A 21,020-nucleotide genomic window follows, 5' to 3' on the forward strand; every position below is an offset into this window, starting at 1 on the left:
CGGGACTGCTGAGTGGATGTCAATACTTGAATAATCACACTATGACTGAAAATTTTGCTCAACTTTTCGAAGAAAGTTTAAAACAGCTTGAAACTCGCCCAGGCGCTATCGTTAAAGGTACTGTTGTTGCCATCGATAAAGACATCGTTCTGGTTGATGCGGGTCTCAAGTCTGAAAGTGCCATCCCTGCCGAACAGTTCAAAAATGCTGAAGGCGTACTGGAAATCGCAGTAGGCGACACTGTGGATGTAGCACTGGACGCTGTGGAAGATGGCTTCGGTGAAACCATCCTGTCCCGTGAAAAAGCCAAGCGTCATGAAGCCTGGGTTGAGTTGGAAAAAGCATACGAAGAGAAAGCGACCATTAAGGGTATCATCAATGGTAAAGTCAAAGGTGGCTTTACGGTTGAAGTTAACTCTGTACGCGCTTTCTTACCTGGTTCTTTGGTTGATGTACGTCCAGTGCGTGACACTATTCACCTGGAAGGCAAAGAGCTGGAATTCAAAGTTATCAAACTGGATGCCAAGCGTAACAACGTAGTGGTATCACGTCGCGCCGTTATCGAAGCTGAAAACAGTGCAGAGCGCGAACAGTTGCTGGCCAACCTGGAAGAAGGTTTGGAAGTGAAAGGTATCGTTAAGAACCTGACTGACTACGGTGCATTCGTAGATCTGGGCGGTGTTGACGGCCTGCTGCACATCACTGATATGGCTTGGAAGCGTGTTAAGCACCCAAGTGAAATCGTCAATGTTGGTGACGAAATTCAGGTTAAAGTTCTGAAGTTCGACCGTGAGAAGTCTCGCGTATCGCTTGGCATGAAGCAAATGGGCAGCGATCCTTGGAGCGAAATCGCTCAGCGTTACCCAGAAGGCACTAGACTGTCTGGCCAGGTGACTAACCTGACTGACTACGGCTGCTTCGTAGAAATCGAAGATGGCGTTGAAGGTCTGGTACACGTTTCTGAAATGGATTGGACCAACAAAAACATCCACCCATCTAAGGTTGTTAACCTGGGTGATGTGGTTGAAGTGATGGTACTGGAAATCGACGAAGAGCGTCGTCGTATCTCTCTGGGTCTGAAACAGTGTAAAGCCAATCCTTGGGAAGAGTTTGCCAAGACTCACAACAAGGGTGACAAAGTCACTGGTAAGATCAAGTCAATCACTGATTTCGGTATCTTTATTGGTCTGGACGGCGGCATTGACGGTCTGGTTCACTTGTCTGATATTTCTTGGAATAAAGCTGGCGAAGAAGCCGTACGCGATTACAAGAAAGGTGACGAGATCTCTGCAGTTGTACTGCAAGTCGACCCTGAGCGTGAGCGTATCAGCCTGGGCGTGAAGCAAATCGAAGAAGATCCTTTCAATAAGTATCTGACAGATAACAAGAAAGGTGCTATCGTTGTCGGTAAGGTTACCGCTGTTGACGCTAAAGGCGTGACTGTTGAGCTGGCCGAAGAAGTTGAAGGTTACATTCGTGCCACTGATCTGATGCGCGACCGCGTTGAAGATGCTTCTGAAGTCGTCAAGGTCGGCGAAGAAATCGAAGCCAAGTATGTTGGTGTTGATCGTAAGAACCGTATCGTGAATCTGTCTGTGAAGGCGAAAGACGAAGCGGAAGAGAAAGAAGCGATCGACAAAGTAAACCAGCAGGAAGAAACTGGTTTCGTCAACGCTATGGCTGAAGCTTTCAAAGCAGCGAAAGGCGAAGAGTAAGGAGTCGGGGAGGCCGACTGGCCTCCTCAACAGATCGGTAACTGTATGATTTGTCCATGATCACGAGGTTAATATGACCAAATCGGAACTAATCGACAGACTTGCTGATAAGGCCCGTCACATTCCCGCCAAGGAAATGGAAGCGGCGATAAAAGAAATGCTGGAACAGATGGCGCAGACCCTGCAAAAAGGGGAGCGTATCGAGATCCGCGGATTCGGCAGTTTTTCACTGCATTATCGTGCTCCCAGGGTTGGACGTAATCCCAAGACAGGTGAAACGGTAAAGCTGGACGGTAAATACGTCCCCCATTTCAAACCTGGCAAGGAGTTGCGTGAAAGGGTGAATGACGGGATGACTCACTGATTATGTAAAGGCATCCACATCGGATGCCTTTTTTGTCTTGTCGTATCAGCCACCTGCATACTATTCCTTTGTCCCAAATGGGCATGTTAAGACTGTTCACAGCGGTCCCTTATCTATTACAATGGTCCAATTCATTGCTTGGGAGAGCGACTTGAAACTGATTTTGAGCCTGCTATTGGCATTGGCACTGTTTCTGCTGGCCCTGGCCATTGGCGCACAAAATGATCAACTTGTTCAGGTTAATTATCTTATTGCGCAGTCACAGCTGCGGCTGTCTAGTTTGATGGCGGTCATGTTTGTTGCCGGGGCGTTATCTTGTTTGCTGCTTTGTGTTCTCTGGTTTATCGGATTCCGTTGGCGTGGTCGTCAGCGTAATAGTCAGGCCACCAAGCCAAGAGATAGCTGAACTCCATGTTAGAGCTGCTTTTTCTTCTGCTCCCTGTCGCAGCCGGTTATGGATGGATAATGGGCCGCAACAGCCTTCGTCAAGCGCAACGTAAGCAATCCAGTATTCTTTCCAAACATTATTATAAAGGGCTGAATTTCCTGCTGTCTGATCAGCCCGATAAAGCTGTTGATACCCTGATCAAAATGATTAACGTTGACAGTGATACGGTGGAAACGCACATTGCTATGGGCAATTTTTTTCGTCATCGTGGGGAATTGGACAGAGCGATACGTATCCATCAAAACCTGGTCGACAAAGAGCAGGTGAATGACTCGCTAAAGCAACAAGCCCTGAAAGAACTAGGTCGGGATTATATGTTGGCGGGCTTTTTGGAAAGGGCTGAAGCGGTATTTTTACAGTTGCTGGACAGTGACAAGTATTTTCTCGATGCTCAGCAGCAGTTATTTAATATTTATCAGAATACCAAAGAGTGGGACCGGGCCATAGAATTGGCAGAACGCATGGTCAACTGTCATGGTGACAGCCTGGAATTATGTGAACGGGTCGCACATTTCTATTGTGAGCAGGCTGCAATTCATCTGAAGAAGCAAGAATTTGAATTAGCAGAGAAAAGTCTGCAAAAGGCGGTACTGTCTGATGAACATGCGGTGCGTCCCTGGTTGATGCTAGGTCAGATGGCCATCGCACAACAAGATTACCGTCAGGCACAGGAATACCTGCAGCAGGTTCCGGTCAGAGACGTTACCTGGTTAAGTGAAGCCGTGCCGTTGTTGCAGGAATGCGCGGACAAATTGCAAGACAACAGTATTTTAGAGTCGCTTTTGGACGAATATCACCAGCAATGTGCGACGGCCTATCTGGCCAAAGTGAAATTAATGGCCAATCAGGGCAGGGGCATCCAGGCGGCCGAATTTCTGCTACAGCAACTGCGCAAGAAGCCCACAATGAAAGGCTTTGAAACATTAATGCATCTGTATCAACAGCATAGCAATGAGAAGCAGGTTGGAGACAGCTTAGCTATGTTACAGGAACTGGTGCAGGAACAAATTAAGCAAAGACCAAAGTATCGCTGTACTGCCTGTGGCTTTTCCGGGCGGCAATTGCACTGGTTATGCCCTTCCTGTAAAAAGTGGGGGTTGGTTAAACCCATTAAAGGGTTGGATGGAGAATAGATGAAAGATCCTAAAGTTGTCGTTGCCCTGGATTTCGACAATCAAAAGCATGCACTTCAGTTTGTTGATCAGATAGATCCAGGTAGTTGTCGCCTGAAAGTCGGCAAAGAAATGTTTACCTATTTTGGTCCGGACTTTGTTAAGCAGTTGATTCAGCGCGATTTTGATGTGTTTCTGGATCTTAAGTTCCATGATATTCCCAATACTGTCGCTAAGGCCTGTGTCGCCGCTGCAGAACTTGGTGTGTGGATGGTTAATCTACATGCCAGTGGTGGTACAAAAATGATGGAGACCAGTCGACAGGCGTTGGAACAATTTGGCAACGAAAGACCGTTGCTGATTGCGGTAACTGTATTGACCAGTATGTCTGAGACTGAATTGCGTGCAACGGGGGTAGATAAGAGCCCCGCAGAGCAGGTATTGCATCTGGCTAAGCTGACCAAGCATGCGGGGCTGGATGGCGTGGTGTGCTCTGCTCAGGAAGCACAGATGTTGAAACAAGCATTAGGCAGTGAGTTCAAGTTAATCACCCCGGGAATTCGTCCGGCTGGAGCAGATATAGGGGATCAGCACCGGGTAATGACCCCGGAGCAGGCCATCAAGGCAGGGGTGGACTATATGGTGATCGGACGTCCTATCACCCAGGCCAACGATCCGGTCACAGCACTTAACAGCATTAACCACTCGCTTGCTTAGTTAGCTTGTCCCTGTTTGCAAATCGAAATAAGAAAGCCGCTTCAATGAGCGGCTTTTTAGTTTGGTTTAGATACCTTTAGCTGAATCGCTATTTGCTGACTTGTTATGCCGACGTGCTACAAGCTCACGTCGGCAATCTGATAATGGTCAGTCAGCCAGGCTTTCGGGCTTAGTTGTCGGCGCATCTGCCTTCGTACTGAAGCTTGAGCGTGCCGCCGCTTTACCTGAGGTTTTAAGTTCAGGACGGTTTGTTACCGCCAGCGCCTGGATTTGAATTTCGGTAAATTCTGCAGGCAGGCTCACGGGCGTAGCCATGGGCGACGAGGTAAAGTGAAACTTTGGCCCTTTAGCCAGCGGCGTAAGCGCTTTGGCTTTCTGGGTCACAGGTTTAACATTTTTTACTTCAGCTACTTCAGCTACTTCAGCTACTTCAGCTACTTCAGCAGACTCTTTTACTTCAGGTTTAGTCGATTCTGCTTTGGCCTCTGAGTCATCAACATGACCTTCCTCTAAGGCAATTTCCACCTGCTGCGGTGCTTTGGTACGACGTGTTCTGCGTTTAGGCTTCTCACTTTTTACCTCTTCCACATGGGCTTCATCTGTCTGCTGTGAATCAACTGCATCATGCTCAGCGTTTGATTCAGATTGCTCAGATGCTTTCGCTTTGGTCTCAACGTCATTATTTTGTACATCAGTACTAAGGTCGTTTCCAACTTCGGACTCTTCCACCTCAAGTGCCAACTGGTCCTGTTCGGGGGCCGCACTTTCACTGTCCTGCTCTTTACGACGTTTTTGTCCGGCAGCACGAATATGACGTGGAGAACGGCGACTGCGATTGCGAGTTCCTTCCTCTTTATTTAATTCTTTATCTACCTTGGACTCGTCACTTTCTGTCCTGTCCTGCGCTTCTACTTGAGTTTCCTCAGTTTGCTCTGGCTGCTTAGCAATGGACTTAGTAACTTCCTGCTTAACAGTTTCAGTGACTTTCACCTCTTCTGTAACTGCTACCTCATGTGCAACCTGCTGGTTGGCTTGCAGTTCGAGATCCTGACCTTCAGTTGACTGAACTCGCACTGAGCGACGTTTGTCACGACGTTGACGGCGCTCTGCTATTTGCTCCTGCTTAGGCTGGCGAGGTGTTTGCTGTTCTTTACCTTGCTTACTTTCTAAGGCCTGAGTATCCGTTTCGTCATTTCTGTTGCGATTACCACGAGCTTGCTTACGTTGATCGCGTTGCTCGTCACGACGGCTATCCTTGCGGGCATCATCACGATTACGCTGGTCTTCACGGCGCTCATCGCGTTTATCATCCGGACGGGCACGCTTATTATCGCGGCGACCGTCATCCTGACGATTTCCACGCTCATGGCGTGGCTTTCTGTTACGCTGTTGGCGGTTACCGCGGTTGTTGTTTTCGTTCTGCTTCGTTTGCGGCTGTTCAGTTTTAAACAGCTTGGCAAACCAATTGCCCAGTTTTTCGAACAACGACGGAGCTGGTGTCTCGGTTACTTTACTGACCGGTGCTGCTTTAGGCGGGGCAACCAATGTCTTCAGGGCCGGCTCTTCTCGGCTGGGTTGTTCCTGCCCAACTTTGGGAGTGTCAATGCTCTTGGCTTCATCCAACGTAACGTTGTAACTTACATCACTGATAACATCATCAACCCTGTGCCGCGTTACGCGGTAATGTGGGGTCTCCATATTAGGATTGGGAATGATCAGCAAACTGACCTGATGACGTTGTTCGATACTGCGCACCGAACTGCGTTTTTCGTTCAGCAAATAGGTTGCTACGCTAACTGGAACTTGTGCTTCGATCTGTCCGGTGTTGTCCTTGATGGCCTCCTCTTCCATGATCCTAAGCACAGACAGCGCCAGCGACTCCGTGCCACGCACAGTACCTACACCATCACAACGCGGGCATACATGGTGCGCAGATTCACCTAGGGAAGGGCGCAAACGCTGACGGGACATTTCGAGTAAGCCAAAACGGGAGATACGGCCTAACTGGACACGTGCACGGTCAGATTTGACTGCGTCGGCCAGACGCTTTTCCACCTCTCGTTGATGACGAACCGGTGTCATGTCGATAAAATCAATAACGAACAAACCACCCAGATCGCGTAAGCGCAACTGTCTGGCAATCTCATCTGCAGCTTCCAGGTTGGTATTGAGGGCTGTTTCCTCAATGTCACCACCTTTGGTTGCTCTGGATGAGTTGATATCCACCGACGTTAGTGCTTCGGTTTGGTCAATAACGATGGAACCACCAGAAGGTAACCGTACTTCACGCTGGAAGGCTGATTCAATCTGGGTTTCAATTTGATAATGACTAAATAGCGGTACATCGCCTTTGTACAGCTTGATTCGATTCAAAAAGTCTGGACGAACCAATTCAATGTGTTGTTTGGCTTCATCAAAAATACCCTGGTCATCTATCAGTATTTCTCCGATATCACGACGCAGGTAATCCCGGATTGCCCGAACGATAACGTTAGATTCCTGGTGAATCAGGAATGGGGCAGGGCGGGATTTAGACGCTTCTTCGATGGCTTGCCAATGGGTCAGCAATACGCCTAAGTCCCACTCCAGCTCTTCAAAAGATTTACCTACCCCTGCGGTACGCACAATCAATCCCATACCATCGGGCAAGTCCAGTTTATTCAGGGACTGTTTAAGATCGGTACGCTCATCGCCTTCAATACGCCTGGAAATACCACCTGCTCTGGGGTTATTTGGCATTAGCACTAAGTAGCTGCCAGCCAGACTGATAAAAGTCGTTAAGGCAGCACCTTTTTGTCCACGCTCTTCTTTATCTATTTGTACAATAACTTCCTGGCCTTCCTTAATCGCATCTTTGATGTTGGGACGGCCTTCAAAGTTGTAACCTTTTGGGAAGTAGGTGCGGGCAATTTCTTTTAGCGGAAGGAAACCGTGGCGTTCTGCACCATAATCGACAAAGGCGGCCTCTAGGCTTGGTTCTACCCGGGTGATGCGACCTTTATAGATATTGGCTTTCTTTTGTTCGTGTCCTGGACTTTCAATATCCAAATCATACAGCTTTTGCCCGTCTACCAGGGCAACACGCAACTCCTCGTGTTGAGTTGCGTTAATCAACATTCTTTTCATTTTGTGACTCGATAGGTATCGATCACTATCGAAAGACAAGAACCCCCAGTTCTTAAAGGCACAGTCTCCCGACTGGATGGTGGCTCAAGCCAAATCAAATTGTGTATGTTCTCAATAACTGACTGGCTTGTCAGGCTGATATATTGGCCTGACAGGCATTCAAACTGGTCTAATACTTTGCTTCGATAGCAATCTGGATCTTAAAAATTTGTTTCTTTGCCCAGGTTCTTCCGTATCCGTTAAACACGAACTTTTACACTCTTCGTGCCGGACAGGTCCGCTTACTCATCATTTTGATGAGGATCTGTTCTTAGCGTTCAGAACCCTATCTGCATTTAGGCAGATTTGACCATATTTTTTAGTTAGATCAAAAGCCCTTTGATTATCGCACTAAAGCAACTTTACAGGCAAGGCAATTCATTTTTTATGTTAGAGGCATATTTTCAGCGGTTTGCCAATCCTTACCAAGATTAGATCGAGGTTAAAAGGGCTCTCGCTATCTTACCGTTGCGGCCTAACTGACATTTCAAATATGACTAAGTTAGAAATTTTCATCTGAAATAATCAATCCTGTTTTATCTATTTAGGGTAAAATAGCACTCCTATGACAGAACAAACTTCACTAAAAGTACAACTCATCCAAGTGGATCCTGAGCTGGAAGGGCAAAGAATTGATAACTTTTTGCGCACTCAGCTTAAAGGTGTTCCTAAGAGCCTTATTTATCGTGTTTTACGTAAGGGCGAGGTACGGGTTAATAAAAAGCGCGTTAAGCCGGATTATAAACTGCAAGCCGAAGACCTGGTGCGAATTCCGCCGCTGAAAGTAGCAGAAAAAAGCGATGCACCATCGGTTAAGCTGGATAAAGTCGCAGGTCTTGAACAACATATCTTATATGAAGACGAGCTGCTTATTGCAATCAACAAGCCATCCGGTATGGCGGTACATGGTGGCAGCGGATTGAGCTTTGGGGTCATTGAGGCCTTACGAGCGTTGCGGCCGCAGCAGAAATTCTTGGAACTGGTACATCGCCTGGACAGAGACACGTCGGGCTGTCTGTTGGTTGCCAAGCGTCGTTCCAGCCTTAAAGCTTTGCATGAGCAGTTGCGTGACAAAACGGTAGATAAGCGCTATCAGGCGTTAGTTGCAGGGCATTGGCCAGACAGTCGCAATAAGGTCAGAGCGCCGCTTAAGAAAAATATCCTTAAGTCCGGCGAGAGAATGGTATCAGTGTCACCTGATGGCAAGGAATCAGAAACCCGCTACCAAATTCTTGAACGCTTTCAAAATGCGACCTTGGTCGAGGCATTTCCGGTTACTGGACGAACCCACCAAATCCGTGTGCATTGTTTGCATGCGGGCCATGCTATCGCCGGTGATGACAAATACGGCGATGAAGAGTTTAACCAACTGACAACTGGAATCGGTTTGAAACGCCTATTTCTACATGCTTTTACCTTGTCTTTTGTGCATCCTAAAACAGAGCAGACTATGCGCATTGAAGCGCCGTTAGCCCCTGAATTGCATGCCGCGCTGGTCAAAATGCGGGAGCGTTGATGTATAAGTTGGTAATATTTGATTGGGACGGTACCTTGATGGACTCCGGGGCCAGAATTGTCTCAGCTATGCAGACAGCAGCCCAACGTGCTGGATTGCTGGTACCCAGTGATGAAGCAGTAAAGGATATTATTGGTATCAGTTTATTGCCTGCCATGCAGATTTTGTTTGGGGACATGGACACTGAAACAGAACAAGCCCTGTTGACATTTTACAAGCAGGAATATGTAGAACGAGATCTGACTCCAACCCCCATGTTTGAGGGGGCGTTAAGTCTACTTAGTGCATTGCGAGAGGACCAACGGCTACTCGCCGTGGCCACGGGCAAAGCCCGGCGTGGTTTAAAGCGAGTCTGGCAGGAAACCGCTACAGAGCACTTTTTTCATACTTCGCGTTGTGGAGATGAAGCAGAATCCAAGCCTTCTGCCGATATGTTGCGACAAATATTGCAGGAATTACACATACAACCATCACAGGCCGTCATGGTTGGTGATACGGTTTATGATATGCAGATGGCAGAGCAGCTTGGCATGGACCGCATCGCTGTCAGTCATGGTGTGCATGACCGGGCCAGATTGTTAACTCACCAGCCGGTAGCCATGGTGGACTCGCTAAAAGAGCTGCAAGCCTACTTAGTTCGTTAAGGGAAGATAGGCTTGGCAAATGGGTTTTATTTATGCTCAGGCCAGCGGGTCCAGGCCTGCCTGGTGCAGCATATCCACCAGGGCAATCAGAGGTAGCCCAACCAGGCTATTTGGATCGCGTCCTGTCAACTGTTCAAACAGACATATGCCAAGGCCTTCGCTTTTAAAACTGCCAGCGCACTGGTATGGCGCTTCCTTGGTTAAATAGGCTTCAATCTGTTGGTCAGTTAATGGTCTGAATTGCACATCAAAGGTTTCTACTTGAATCTGACTCTCCATGCTTTGACTGTTGTACAGGCAAAGCCCGGTATAAAATCGCACTAATCTGCCACTCGCTTGTTGCAACTGAGCAAATGCCTTTGCATGTGTCAGTGGCTTACCAATGATTTGGCCGTCCAAACAGGCAACTTGATCAGACCCTATTACCAGACTCGGGGTACTGCACTGATGAGCAACAGATTCGGCTTTCGCTCTTGCTAAGCGACTGACCAACATGTCTGGTGTTTCGCCCGCCATAGCGGTTTCGTCAGTATCCGGTGCAATGCAGATAAACTCTACCCCCAGTTTTTCCAACAAGGCTTTTCGGTAAGGGGAGGTGGAGCCAAGGACCAACTGCATAATGGTTATTCCTGTCTTTCTTAAAAGGAAGGGATTGTAACCAAGTCTTGAGCACGAACCCAAGGCCTTGTCAGCATAGATTTTCTTTGACTAAGCTTGTCCGTGGCTATATCATGCGCGCCCTATGCAGAAAGTGAAATTGCCCAAGCAACTGGATCCAGCCAAAAGCGCCATGAAGCGCTCCGAGTATATTGGAGTGATGATGGCCAAGGATATGGTTCGTTTGCAACAGGCAGTCGCTGAGGCAAGTCAGGATATTGAGATTGAGGTCAGATTTAATAAAGACGCGCAGGGTCTGACTTTTTTCGAAGGAACACTGGCTACCGATGTATCGCTCGTCTGCCAAAGGTGCAATGAAACCTTTGCTCATCATTTGGATGTGTCATTTTGTTTCAGTCCCATAAAGCCTGAACAAGACACAGATGAGATACCGGAGGCTTATGAGCCGGTAGAGGTCGATGACCATGGAGAAGTCAATTTACTTCAACTCTTTGAGGATGAACTTATTTTAGCCTTACCAATTGTGGCTTTTCACGCAGAAAAAGACTGCAAAGTAGGTGAGGAAGAATTAAGTTTTGGGGTGATTGAACCGGTTGCTGAGCGTCCAAACCCCTTTGCGGTGTTGAAAGAACTTAAGCGAGATCAGGAGTAGGTAATGGCGGTACAACAGAATCGTAAAACCCGTTCTAAGCGTGGTATGCGTCGTTCGCATGATGCTTTGACTGCGGAAACTTTGTCTGTAGATTCCACGTCAGGTGAGACGCATCGTCGTCATCATGTAACAGCTGACGGTTACTACAAAGGCAAAAAAGTCATCGCTAACTAAGCGAGCTGACTTTGACTAATCTAACCATCGCGTTAGATATGATGGGGGGCGATCATGGCCCCCCTGTTACTATTGAAGCCGCAGTTCATGCGGTATCTGAGTTTCCTCATCTTCATTTAATACTTTGTGGCGATCCTCAGCAGTTGAGCGATGGGCTGGCTAAGTACCCCCAGGCGCCTTCTGACCGACTTCAGGTCGAGGCGACTGAGCAAGTGGTGGGTATGGATGAGCGTCCTAGTGCGGCATTACGTAGCAAGGCCAAATCTTCCATGCGCAGAGCGCTGGAACTGGTTGAACAAGGGCGTGCTGATGCCTGTGTCAGTGCCGGTAATACTGGTGCTTTATTAGCCATGGCTTACTATGTGCTAAAAACCTTGCCAGGGATTGACCGACCGGCATTGATTTCTTCCTTGCCTACTGTCAGCCATCAGAAAGTGTACTTGCTTGATTTAGGCGCTAACGTCAATTGTGACTCTGAGATCCTGTTTCAGTACGCTGTTATGGGGTCGGTATTAGCCGAACAAGTGGAAGGCCTGGATAGACCCAGAGTGGCGCTCCTGAATGTGGGAGAGGAACAAATTAAAGGTAATGATCAGGTCAAACATACGGCGCAGATTCTCTCATCCGTCCCGGGGATCAATTACATTGGCTATATCGAAGGAAATGATATTTTTGCCGACAAGGCTGATGTTGTTGTCACAGATGGCTTCGTTGGCAATATTGCGCTTAAGGCATGTGAGGGCCTGGGCAAGCTGATCATTACAGAAGTAAAACGCGTCTCAGGTAAAAATCTTCTTACCCGTGTAATGGCTCGTATGGCGTTGCCGATCCTGAAAAAAATCTACGCCAGAGTGAACCCCGACCAGTACAATGGCGCGAGTCTGATAGGATTGCGCGGAATTGTCGTCAAGAGCCACGGTAATGCCTCAAGTGAAGCCTTTTTGTATGCTATAAGAGAAGCGATGCAGGAAGTTACCAGACAGGTTCCGCACAAAATAAAACATAAAATAGAAACACTTCTAATGGAAAGGCCTTAACCATGTATTCGAGAATCATCGGCACCGGCAGCTACTACCCCAGCCAAATTCGTACCAACGCCGATCTGGAGCAAATGGTCGACACCAACGACGAATGGATTACTGACCGAACTGGCATCAAGGAAAGACGCATCATAGGTGACAACGAAACAGTTGCCACAATGGGAGCCGAAGCATCGCTGAAAGCTATTGAAATGGCGGCTATTGATCCGCAAAGCATCGATATGATTGTCTGTGCAACCACCAGTCACGACAAAGCGCTGCCAAGTGCCGCCTGTGATATCCAGAAAATTCTGGGACTGGATGGCATCCCGGCCTTTGATGTAGCGGCCGCTTGCGCGGGCTATTGTTATGCCTTGAGTGTGGCAGATCAGTACATTAAATCTGGCATGGCGAAACGTATTCTGGTGGTGGGCTCAGATTGTTTAAGCCGACTGGTAGCACCCTCTGATCGCACTATGGTGATTTTGTTTGGTGATGCCGCAGGTGCCACCATTTTGGAAGCCAGTGAAGAACCCGGGATTTTATCCACCCATATTCACGCTGCAGGTTCTTATAATGACTTGCTCTATGTTGGCAACCCTACGCGCGGAAAGGAGCAATCCGTGCACGACAACTGGGGCGTGATGAAGGGCAACGAAGTTTTTAAGGTGGCCGTGACCAAACTGAGTGAATTGGTTGAGCAGACCCTTGAAGCGAACAATATGAAAAAGTCTGACTTGGATTGGCTGGTGCCACACCAGGCAAACTTTCGGATTATCAAGGCCACCGCGAAAAAGTTGGAAATGCCAATGGAGCGGGTAGTGCTGACTTTGCAAGACTACGGCAACACATCGGCGGCCACAGTGCCGACTGCATTGGATACGGCCATTCGTGACGGACGAATCCAACGCGGCCACAACCTTCTGCTGGAAGCTTTTGGTGGCGGCTTTGCCTGGGCTTCAGCCTTGGTCCGTTACTGATTATTCTATCTATCATTGTAGATCGTATGTCATTCCGACAACCTAGGTCAGATTGTCGGAATGCTGTCTGACTTACATAGTTATCTCAGTGAGTATCTGTAAATACTGACTTTTCCCAAGCGGAGAATTTCTAATGACTAAATTGGCTTTTGTATTTCCGGGACAGGGATCGCAAACTGTTGGCATGTTGGCTGAGTTGGCGGCCAGCTATCCTCAAGTACAGCAAACCTTCGCCGAAGCCACTGATGCACTCGGTTATGACTTATGGAAACTGGTGCAGGAAGGTCCGGAAGCTGACCTGAATGCCACTCATCGTACCCAACCTGCACTACTGGCCGCCAGCGTAGCCGTCTGGCGGGTATGGCAGTCGTTAGGGGGGCAACAACCCGCTATTTTGGCTGGTCATAGTCTGGGAGAGTATTCAGCATTGGTGTGTGCCGGTGTGATGGATTTTGCCGATGCTATCAAACTGGTACAACTGCGTGGCGAATTGATGCAGCAAGCCGTCCCCGCCGGTACCGGAGCCATGTACGCGATTATTGGCCTGGATGATGATAAGGTTATTCAGGCTTGTGAGCAGGCGGCGCAAGGGAATGTAGTTTCTGCGGTGAATTTCAACAGTCCCGGACAGGTCGTGATTGCCGGAGAAACTGAGGCAGTGGCCAGAGCCGGTGAAGCTTGCAAAGCCGCGGGTGCTAAGCGCGCGCTGCCACTGGCTGTCAGTGTGCCGTCTCATTGCGCCCTGATGAAACCCGCGGCAGAGAAGCTGGCTGTGGCGTTGGCAAATCTTGAGCTTAATACACCTGTCATTCCGGTAGTAAATAATGTCGATGTGGCTATGCCCACCGAACCAGAACTGATTCGTGATGCCTTAGTGCGACAACTCTACAGTCCGGTACGTTGGACCGAATCGGTACAAAAGTTGGCTGAAATGGGGGCTGAAACTGTATTGGAAGCCGGACCCGGAAAGGTGCTTGCCGGGCTAATTAAACGTATTGATAAGAACCTGCAGGTTGATGCTATTAACACGCCGGATTCAATTAAAGCATTCGTATAAGAAGGATGATCAAATGTCTGAATTACAAGGCAAAGTTGCATTAGTAACGGGCGCCAGCCGTGGTATAGGTAAAGCCATTGCCGAAAAACTGGCGGCCCAAGGGGCTACAGTGATCGGAACGGCCACCTCTGAAAGTGGTGCGGCAACCATCAGCGAGTATCTGGGCAGCAGCGGCAAGGGGCTGGCGTTAAATGTCACTGACACTGCCCAACTGGACGCCTGTCTGGAACAAATTCGCAGCGAATTCGGTGAGATTGATATTCTTGTCAATAATGCCGGTATCACACGCGACAATCTGCTGATGCGCATGAAAGACGATGAATGGCTGGATATTATGGAAACCAACCTGACCTCTATATTCAGGTTATCCAAAGCCGTAATGCGCGGTATGATGAAAAAGCGGGCCGGGCGGATCGTGAATATTGGTTCGGTAGTGGGTAGCTCTGGTAATCCTGGTCAAGCTAACTATGCAGCGGCAAAAGCCGGTGTTATCGGTTTTTCCAAGTCCCTGGCCCGTGAAGTGGCGTCCAGAGGTATTACAGTCAACACCGTGTCGCCCGGCTTTATCGACACAGATATGACTAAAGCCTTGACGGATGAACAACGTGAAGCCATCTTCAAGGATATTCCGGCCAATCGTCTGGGAAGTCCGGAAGAAATTGCGGCTACGGTAGCGTTTCTGGTGTCAGATGGCGCTGCGTATATCACAGGTGAAACAATTCATGTCAATGGTGGCATGTTTATGGCTTGATTATGTAGCCAACTGCAGTAATCTTACGTATTTGTGCGGGTAACTTTCCTGTACCTGTTAATGTTTGTTAATTGAGCGCATTTGTGGTTTGACCAGAAAAAAACTTCATACTCTTGCTTGCAAGGCCTGAAGTTGCAAAATAAACTACTGCCAAATTCACATCTAGCCTCACTTTAAGGGAAAACTAGAATTATGAGTAATATCGAAGAACGCGTAATTAAAATCATCGTAGAACAATTGGGCGTTAAAGAAGAAGAAGTTAAGCCTGAAGCGTCCTTCGTTGATGATCTGGGTGCGGATTCTCTTGATACCGTTGAGCTGGTGATGGCACTGGAAGAAGAGTTTGATACTGAGATTCCAGATGAAGAAGCTGAGAAGATCACTACTGTTCAATCTGCTATCGATTACATCAACGCTCACAAAGACGCGTAAGTAAATTGAAATCAACGGCTCGTTCAGAGCCGTTTCTTTTCCTACCATATAAAGACTATATCCCCTGCGGAGGCCATAGTGTCAAAACGTCGTGTTGTAGTAACAGGTCTTGGCATGCTTTCTCCTTTGGGTCTGGATAGCACTTCTACCTGGAATGCCCTGCTTCGGGGTGAAAGTGGTATCGGCAATATCGAAAGCTTCGATGTAAGCAGTTTCTCCACCCGTTTTGCCGGGGCGGTGAAAGGATTCGATGTTGAGCAGTACATGCCCAAAAAAGAAAGCAAGAAGATGGATCTGTTTATCCAGTATGGAGTCGCTGCAGGAATGCAGGCGCTCAAGGATTCAGGCTTGCAAATTACCGAGGCCAATGCTGGTCGGGTAGGGGTTGCGGTGGGCTCAGGTATTGGTGGACTGGGATTGATTGAAGAAAATCACAGTAAACTGCTGGCATCCGGGCCGCGCAAGATATCACCCTTTTTTGTGCCATCTACCATCACTAATATGATTTCGGGCTTTCTGTCTATTATGGAAGGTCTGAAGGGCCCCAATCTGAATATTGTGACTGCCTGTACCACTGGCGTGCATAATATTGGTATTGCCTTTCGCACTATCGCTTATGGTGACGCCGATGCTATGTTGGCCGGTGGCGCCGAAGCGGCCATCACACCACTGGGATTAGGTGGCTTTGCTGCAGCCAGGGCACTGTCGTCCAGAAATGATGATCCCAAGGCCGCCAGTCGTCCGTGGGACAAAGACCGGGATGGTTTTGTGATGGGAGATGGTGCCGGCGTGGTGATGCTTGAAGAATATGAGCACGCTAAAGCCCGTGGCGCAAAAATTTATGCCGAGCTGGTTGGCTTTGGTATGAGTGGTGATGCTTACCATATGACCTCGCCTCCTGAAGAGGGGCAGGGCGCAGCGGCTGCCATGGTACATGCATTAGCTGATGCCGGGGTGAATGCAGAACAGGTTGGCTATATCAATGCTCATGGCACCTCGACACCGGCAGGTGATGTGGCAGAAGCCAAAGCGGTTAAGTCAGTGTTTGGTGCTGCAGCCAACAAGGTTCTGGTGAGCTCCACCAAATCCATGACCGGCCACCTGTTAGGCGCAGCGGGCGCAGTAGAAGCGATATTTACTGCCTTATCCCTGACGCACCAGGTGGTGCCACCGACCATCAATCTGGATAACCCGGATGAAGGCTGTGATTTAGATTTTGTACCTCATACCGCAAGAGATGTGCAGATGGAGTATGCCTTGTGTAACTCATTTGGCTTTGGTGGTACAAACGGCTCTTTGCTGTTTAAGAAAATCTAAGCGCTTAACAAGTTAAACAAAGCCTGTTAGTTTCTGACAGGCTTTTTTTTTGCTACAGGTAATTGATCTCGCTATGACAGCCAACATGCTGATTAACGGTCAGCCACATACCCACTTACCTGCTGCCGATCGCGCCTTTCAATATGGAGACGGCGTTTTTACCACCATAAGGGTAAAAGATGGCATGCCTGAATTCTGGTCACTGCATAAACAGCGCCTGCAGCAGGGGCTTGAGCGTTTGGGTATGGTATTTAGTCAATGGCAGCAAGTGAGTCAATCTGTGCATGACCTGGCGAGCACTCATGTCGGTGCTGTGGTGAAAGTGCTGATCAGTCGCGGAGAGGGAGGACGCGGCTATCTGCCACCCAAACAGATGCAGGCAAATTGGATAGTCAGCCAACATCCTTTGCCCGAACATTACGCTGATTGGCGCTTACAAGGTATTAGCTTGGGCCAGTCTGAGATCCAACTGGCGAGACAGCCACTTCTGGCTGGCATCAAACACTTAAATCGTCTGGAGCAGGTGCTGATTCGCCAGCATGTACATCAACAGGGATGGGATGACGCACTAGTGTGCGACACAGATAACATGTTGGTGGAAACCTCGGTTGCCAACCTGTTCTGGCAGCTTGGTCATTGCTGGTATACGCCGGATCTGCAGTTTGCCGGCGTGGAGGGCGTGATACGCCGACTACTGATTGACCACCTGCAACATAAAGGGCATCAGGTTCACCAGGTTCGCGCAACACCTCAGGTACTGATGCAAGCCTCTTCTGTGTTGATATGCAATAGTTTGATGGGGATTGTGCCCGTCAGGCAAATTGGTGAGCAAGTATATCCAATGGATAACGCCAGGCAGCTAAATAAGGAATGCTTCGGTGAGCAGAATTAGCATTTTTACCAAGGCTGTTGTTTTATCTGTCGTCTTTGTGGCGGTAGTCTGCGGCTATTGGGGATATCAGCAATTTATCCAAACCGTCCACCAACCGCTTAATATCAGTCAGCCAAGTCTGTACCAGCTTAAGCGTGGGCAGCATCTTAACCACTTGGTGAATCAACTTCAGCAATATGGACTTGAGCAGCAATGGCCGGTCAAAGTGTTAGTTAAACTGCAACCAGAATTAGCAAATATTAAAGCGGGCACTTACGAGTTGCTGCCCTGCATGAGTTTGCATCAGGTGTTACAACTGTTGGCCAGTGGCAAGGAAAAGCAGTTTGAGCTGCGTCTGGTGGAAGGCTTTCGCTGGCGGGACTGGCAGCAACAGATCCAACAGCACCCGCATTTGTATAGCGATAACGTAGATAAGCTAACCGAGCTGTTATCGCCTCAGGGCGCTAGTCTCGAGGGTTGGCTGATGCCTGATACCTATCATTTCACCCATGGTACGGATGCGACTACGCTGGTCAAACGAGCGTACCAGCACATGCAGGATTTCCTGCAGCAGCAATGGCAAAACCGCAAGGCAGATTTGCCATATGCCAGCCCTTATGAAGCCCTGATAATGGCCTCCATCGTGGAAAAGGAAACAGGGCTTGCTGCCGAGCGCCCCAGAATCGCAGCGGTGTTTGTTAATAGGTTAAAGCGCAATATGCGCCTGCAGACAGACCCAACGGTAATTTATGGTATGGGAGATCAATTTGATGGCAATATCCGCCGCGAAGATTTACGCACGGCCACTCCCTACAACACTTATGTGATTAAGGGCCTGCCACCTACACCTATTGCCATGGTCAGTCGTGAAGCCCTGATCGCTGCGCTGAACCCAATAGACAGCGAGGAGTTGTACTTCGTGTCACGCAATGATGGTAGTCATGTGTTCTCTACCAACCTTGCCGATCACAATGCAGCAGTGCGACAATACCAACTGAACCAATAGGTTGAGCATAAGCTGACTACCTACAAACCAAATGAGAGCCCATGTCAGGGAAATTTATTGTTATTGAAGGCCTGGAAGGGGCTGGTAAAAGTTCGGCCATCGAGGTGGTCAAGCAGTGTATTGAGCAGGCTGGCCATTCCCTTGTTTGTACCAGGGAGCCAGGTGGTACGCCCATGGCGGAAGCCATTCGTGAAGTGGTAAAACATGACTGGCAGGAACATGTCACCACAGAGGCTGAGCTATTGCTGATGTATGCTGCCAGGGTGCAATTGCTGGAAAATGTAATTAAGCCGGCGCTTAATGAGGGGCGCTGGGTGTTAGGAGATCGCCATGATTTATCATCCCAGGCCTATCAGGGCGGCGGACGACAAATTCCAGACAGTTTGCTGCAAAACCTGCGCGCCATCAGCCTGAAAGACTTTAAACCTGCATTGACCCTGTATCTGGATGTTGATCCAGCCATTGGCTTGCAAAGAGCCCGCGGGCGGGGCGAGTTGGATCGCATCGAACAGTCCGGACTGGAATTTTTTACCCGTACCCGGGCTAAGTATTTGCAACTGGCCTCTTTGGACAACAGTATTATTGTCATAGATGCCATGCAAGCGATGGCCAAAGTGCATGATGATATTCGACAGGCCGTAACTGGCTTTTTATCATGACCTATCCTTGGTTTGACACGCTTTTTCAGCAGCTAACCGACAGAGCGCGGCATGCACGTTTGCACCATGCTCTGTTGATGCTCGGCCCCAAAGGCTTGGGTAAAACCGCGCTGGCCAGAGATTTTGGCGCTTATTTGCTTTGCCAAAACCCGCGGTCAGAACGCTGTGGCCAGTGTCAGGCATGCCATTTGGTTGATGCTGGCAGCCACCCGGATTTACACCAAATTCAGAGTGAAAAACAAATCGGCGTTGACGATATCCGCAGTGCAATAGAGAAGCTCAGCGGAAAATCGCAACTGCGTGGTGCCAAAGTCCTGGTCATTCATCAGGCTGACAGTATGACCGAGTCTGCCGCCAATGCTTTACTGAAAACACTGGAAGAGCCAACCCCACAAACCTATATGCTGCTGACGGCCAGCAGTGCCCAGCGTCTGTTACCAACGATTAAAAGTCGCTGTGAAAAATTGCTTTTACCACAAGCGACGCATCAACAGACCAGTCAATGGATGTCCAGTCAGTATCAGGGCGAGATAGAACCACAATTGTTAGCCATGTATGGTGCCTGCCCGTTAATCTTGCTTGAATTGTTAAACGAGCAGGGGGGCAACAGGTATTGCGAATTTATTGACAATTTACAACAAGTTATAGAGAGCCGGCAGAGTAGCCTGGAGATGGCTCAGCAATGGCAGGAAAACCCGGGCAGATTGCTGGAGTGGCTGCAGCACTGGCTGTTAGAAACATTGAAAAACGGCAAGATACCGCAGGACGCTGCCTGGACCTTGAATAGCCGGTGCTTAGCTGCCAGCCGCGCTGTTTCCAACGCAGGTTTGAACAAAGTATTAATGTTGTCTGAACTGCTGAGCGCATTTCGAATTCTGAGGAGTTAACGTTGTTTATCGATTCCCACTGTCATCTGGACAGACTGGATAAGTCACCACAGCAATTACAAGAACTGGTGCAGCGCGCCAGGGACCGCGGTGTTAAGCATTTTTTATGCGTTTGTGTGGCCGTCAACGAGTATGAAACCATGCTGGAGACGGTGAAGGATTTTGCTGATGTGTCGGTATCCTGTGGAGTGCACCCGCTGCATCAGGAAGACGTTTGCAGTTACGAAGAGTTACTAAGTATGGCCAGTCGCGAAGAGGTGGTGGCCATTGGTGAAACCGGCCTGGATTACCATTACAGCCCGGATACTAAGGGGATTCAGCAACAGTCTTTTATTGACCACATCAAGGTGGCAAACAAGCTGCATAAGCCGCTGATTATTCATACCCGTGATGCCAGGCAAGACACCATCGCATTGCTAAAGCAATACAAAGCGCCGCATACCAAAGGGGTGTTACATTGTTTTACCGAAGATCTAGGCATGGCCCGGCAAGCAATAGAATTGGGCTTGTATATATCGATTTCCGGGATTGTCACCTTTAAAGCCGCCACTGAACTGCAGGACGTGGTCAGACAATTACCGCTGGAGCGATTGCTGATTGAAACAGACTCACCCTGGCTGGCACCTGTGCCTTATCGTGGCAAACCCAACGAGCCAGCGTATGTAAAAGAAGTTGCCCAGTTTATTGCCGATCTTAAAGAAATTCCTGTGCAGACATTGGCAGATGCCACTACCCACAACTTCTATCAATTGTTTGAGCGTATTTCGGCCACTTGATAAGCGCACAACAACACACCATATGCATCTTAGCCATGGATGGCGGTTGGTTTTTGTTCCTGCTCTTTTAGACACAAGACCATATGGTTATTTTTCTTGTGCTGATTAAAAATAAATAACCCGAAATTTAAATCATGTCG

22 protein-coding genes are annotated in these 21,020 nt (G+C 48.6%); 20 read left to right on the top strand and 2 right to left on the bottom strand.

The window, feature by feature from the left end:
- The first annotated feature begins 41 nt into the window (after positions 1-41).
- The 5 genes from rpsA to pyrF all read left to right on the top strand — a co-directional run bounded on the left by rpsA (position 42) and on the right by pyrF (position 4,356).
- Positions 42-1,715, top strand: coding sequence for a 30S ribosomal protein S1 (gene rpsA, locus ABD028_RS03200; protein WP_102795305.1), 1,674 nt, complete (start codon positions 42-44; stop codon positions 1,713-1,715).
- Between the two features lie 73 nt (positions 1,716-1,788).
- A complete protein-coding gene (gene ihfB, locus ABD028_RS03205; RefSeq protein ID WP_102795306.1) occupies positions 1,789-2,079 on the top strand; it encodes an integration host factor subunit beta in 291 nt (96 codons plus the stop codon).
- 151 nt (positions 2,080-2,230) lie between these two features.
- Positions 2,231-2,485, top strand: coding sequence for a lipopolysaccharide assembly protein LapA domain-containing protein (locus tag ABD028_RS03210; protein WP_172449244.1), 255 nt, complete (start codon positions 2,231-2,233; stop codon positions 2,483-2,485).
- Positions 2,486-2,490: 5 nt separating this feature from the next.
- Positions 2,491-3,660: a lipopolysaccharide assembly protein LapB gene (gene lapB, locus ABD028_RS03215; RefSeq protein WP_102795308.1), complete on the top strand. Its 1,170-nt coding sequence runs from the start codon at positions 2,491-2,493 to the stop codon at positions 3,658-3,660.
- Entirely contained in the window at positions 3,661-4,356 is a 696-nt protein-coding gene (pyrF, locus tag ABD028_RS03220; RefSeq protein WP_102795309.1) for an orotidine-5'-phosphate decarboxylase, read from the top strand.
- Positions 4,357-4,503: 147 nt separating this feature from the next.
- On the opposite strand, the gene rne is transcribed toward pyrF, so the two are convergent.
- On the bottom strand, positions 4,504-7,473 hold the full coding sequence (rne, locus tag ABD028_RS03225; protein WP_425542053.1) for a ribonuclease E: 2,970 nt from the start codon (positions 7,471-7,473) through the stop codon (positions 4,504-4,506).
- A 613-nt stretch (positions 7,474-8,086) separates the two neighbouring features.
- Here rne and rluC point away from each other — a divergent pair.
- Positions 8,087-9,037 (top strand): 23S rRNA pseudouridine(955/2504/2580) synthase RluC, encoded by a 951-nt coding sequence (rluC, locus tag ABD028_RS03230; protein WP_343841683.1) that lies wholly within the window; start codon positions 8,087-8,089, stop codon positions 9,035-9,037.
- On the top strand, positions 9,037-9,681 hold the full coding sequence (locus ABD028_RS03235; protein ID WP_343841686.1) for an HAD family hydrolase: 645 nt from the start codon (positions 9,037-9,039) through the stop codon (positions 9,679-9,681). Before rluC ends, ABD028_RS03235 begins: the two co-directional genes overlap by 1 nt.
- A 36-nt stretch (positions 9,682-9,717) precedes the next feature.
- Here the strand turns inward: ABD028_RS03235 and ABD028_RS03240 are convergent, their stop codons facing one another.
- Positions 9,718-10,299, bottom strand: a complete 582-nt coding sequence (locus ABD028_RS03240) for a Maf family protein (protein ID WP_343841688.1) — start codon at positions 10,297-10,299, stop codon at positions 9,718-9,720.
- Positions 10,300-10,423: 124 nt separating this feature from the next.
- On the opposite strand from ABD028_RS03240, the gene yceD reads away from it, so the two are divergent.
- The 13 genes from yceD (at position 10,424) to ABD028_RS03305 (ending at position 20,880) form a co-directional block, all read left to right on the top strand.
- The gene (yceD, locus tag ABD028_RS03245; protein WP_102795313.1) at positions 10,424-10,951 is read left to right on the top strand and encodes a 23S rRNA accumulation protein YceD; all 528 of its coding nucleotides are present in this window, start codon (positions 10,424-10,426) and stop codon (positions 10,949-10,951) included.
- Between the two features lie 3 nt (positions 10,952-10,954).
- Positions 10,955-11,125 (top strand): 50S ribosomal protein L32, encoded by a 171-nt coding sequence (gene rpmF, locus ABD028_RS03250; RefSeq protein ID WP_088328389.1) that lies wholly within the window; start codon positions 10,955-10,957, stop codon positions 11,123-11,125.
- 11 nt (positions 11,126-11,136) lie between these two features.
- Positions 11,137-12,162, top strand: coding sequence for a phosphate acyltransferase PlsX (plsX, locus tag ABD028_RS03255; RefSeq protein WP_343841695.1), 1,026 nt, complete (start codon positions 11,137-11,139; stop codon positions 12,160-12,162).
- A 2-nt stretch (positions 12,163-12,164) separates the two neighbouring features.
- Positions 12,165-13,124: a beta-ketoacyl-ACP synthase III gene (locus ABD028_RS03260; protein WP_102795315.1), complete on the top strand. Its 960-nt coding sequence runs from the start codon at positions 12,165-12,167 to the stop codon at positions 13,122-13,124.
- A 133-nt stretch (positions 13,125-13,257) separates the two neighbouring features.
- Entirely contained in the window at positions 13,258-14,181 is a 924-nt protein-coding gene (fabD, locus tag ABD028_RS03265) for an ACP S-malonyltransferase (protein ID WP_343841699.1), read from the top strand.
- 13 nt (positions 14,182-14,194) lie between these two features.
- Positions 14,195-14,932 (top strand): 3-oxoacyl-ACP reductase FabG, encoded by a 738-nt coding sequence (gene fabG / locus ABD028_RS03270; RefSeq protein ID WP_343841702.1) that lies wholly within the window; start codon positions 14,195-14,197, stop codon positions 14,930-14,932.
- A 192-nt stretch (positions 14,933-15,124) separates the two neighbouring features.
- Positions 15,125-15,364, top strand: a complete 240-nt coding sequence (gene acpP / locus ABD028_RS03275; protein WP_102795318.1) for an acyl carrier protein — start codon at positions 15,125-15,127, stop codon at positions 15,362-15,364.
- Between the two features lie 78 nt (positions 15,365-15,442).
- A complete protein-coding gene (gene fabF, locus ABD028_RS03280; RefSeq protein ID WP_343841706.1) occupies positions 15,443-16,681 on the top strand; it encodes a beta-ketoacyl-ACP synthase II in 1,239 nt (412 codons plus the stop codon).
- A gap of 73 nt (positions 16,682-16,754) precedes the next feature.
- Positions 16,755-17,573: an aminodeoxychorismate lyase gene (pabC, locus tag ABD028_RS03285; RefSeq protein WP_343841708.1), complete on the top strand. Its 819-nt coding sequence runs from the start codon at positions 16,755-16,757 to the stop codon at positions 17,571-17,573.
- The gene (mltG, locus tag ABD028_RS03290) at positions 17,569-18,558 is read left to right on the top strand and encodes an endolytic transglycosylase MltG (protein WP_425542077.1); all 990 of its coding nucleotides are present in this window, start codon (positions 17,569-17,571) and stop codon (positions 18,556-18,558) included. Before pabC ends, mltG begins: the two co-directional genes overlap by 5 nt.
- Before the next feature lie 41 nt (positions 18,559-18,599).
- Positions 18,600-19,217: a dTMP kinase gene (gene tmk, locus ABD028_RS03295; RefSeq protein ID WP_343841712.1), complete on the top strand. Its 618-nt coding sequence runs from the start codon at positions 18,600-18,602 to the stop codon at positions 19,215-19,217.
- On the top strand, positions 19,214-20,104 hold the full coding sequence (gene holB, locus ABD028_RS03300; RefSeq protein ID WP_343841714.1) for a DNA polymerase III subunit delta': 891 nt from the start codon (positions 19,214-19,216) through the stop codon (positions 20,102-20,104). The genes tmk and holB overlap by 4 nt, the downstream gene beginning before the upstream one ends.
- 2 nt (positions 20,105-20,106) lie before the next feature.
- On the top strand, positions 20,107-20,880 hold the full coding sequence (locus tag ABD028_RS03305) for a TatD family hydrolase (RefSeq protein ID WP_343841716.1): 774 nt from the start codon (positions 20,107-20,109) through the stop codon (positions 20,878-20,880).
- The last annotated feature ends 140 nt before the right edge of the window (positions 20,881-21,020 follow it).

This window comes from Bowmanella denitrificans (genome assembly GCF_039522935.1).
GTDB lineage: Bacteria > Pseudomonadota > Gammaproteobacteria > Enterobacterales > Alteromonadaceae > Bowmanella > Bowmanella denitrificans.

Bases quoted from the DNA above. Each gene is read 5' to 3' on its own strand.
- ABD028_RS03240 (WP_343841688.1), bottom strand. From the start codon at position 10,299: ATGCAGTTGGTCCTTGGCTCCACCTCCCCTTACCGAAAAGCCTTGTTG.
- rluC (WP_343841683.1), top strand. From the start codon at position 8,087: ATGACAGAACAAACTTCACTAAAAGTACAACTCATCCAAGTGGATCCT.
- rpmF (WP_088328389.1), top strand. From the start codon at position 10,955: ATGGCGGTACAACAGAATCGTAAAACCCGTTCTAAGCGTGGTATGCGT.
- ihfB (WP_102795306.1), top strand. From the start codon at position 1,789: ATGACCAAATCGGAACTAATCGACAGACTTGCTGATAAGGCCCGTCAC.
- holB (WP_343841714.1), top strand. From the start codon at position 19,214: ATGACCTATCCTTGGTTTGACACGCTTTTTCAGCAGCTAACCGACAGA.
- fabD (WP_343841699.1), top strand. From the start codon at position 13,258: ATGACTAAATTGGCTTTTGTATTTCCGGGACAGGGATCGCAAACTGTT.
- pyrF (WP_102795309.1), top strand. From the start codon at position 3,661: ATGAAAGATCCTAAAGTTGTCGTTGCCCTGGATTTCGACAATCAAAAG.
- rpsA (WP_102795305.1), top strand. From the start codon at position 42: ATGACTGAAAATTTTGCTCAACTTTTCGAAGAAAGTTTAAAACAGCTT.
- pabC (WP_343841708.1), top strand. From the start codon at position 16,755: ATGACAGCCAACATGCTGATTAACGGTCAGCCACATACCCACTTACCT.
- fabG (WP_343841702.1), top strand. From the start codon at position 14,195: ATGTCTGAATTACAAGGCAAAGTTGCATTAGTAACGGGCGCCAGCCGT.
- yceD (WP_102795313.1), top strand. From the start codon at position 10,424: ATGCAGAAAGTGAAATTGCCCAAGCAACTGGATCCAGCCAAAAGCGCC.
- acpP (WP_102795318.1), top strand. From the start codon at position 15,125: ATGAGTAATATCGAAGAACGCGTAATTAAAATCATCGTAGAACAATTG.
- rne (WP_425542053.1), bottom strand. From the start codon at position 7,473: ATGTTGATTAACGCAACTCAACACGAGGAGTTGCGTGTTGCCCTGGTA.
- lapB (WP_102795308.1), top strand. From the start codon at position 2,491: ATGTTAGAGCTGCTTTTTCTTCTGCTCCCTGTCGCAGCCGGTTATGGA.
- tmk (WP_343841712.1), top strand. From the start codon at position 18,600: ATGTCAGGGAAATTTATTGTTATTGAAGGCCTGGAAGGGGCTGGTAAA.
- ABD028_RS03260 (WP_102795315.1), top strand. From the start codon at position 12,165: ATGTATTCGAGAATCATCGGCACCGGCAGCTACTACCCCAGCCAAATT.
- ABD028_RS03235 (WP_343841686.1), top strand. From the start codon at position 9,037: ATGTATAAGTTGGTAATATTTGATTGGGACGGTACCTTGATGGACTCC.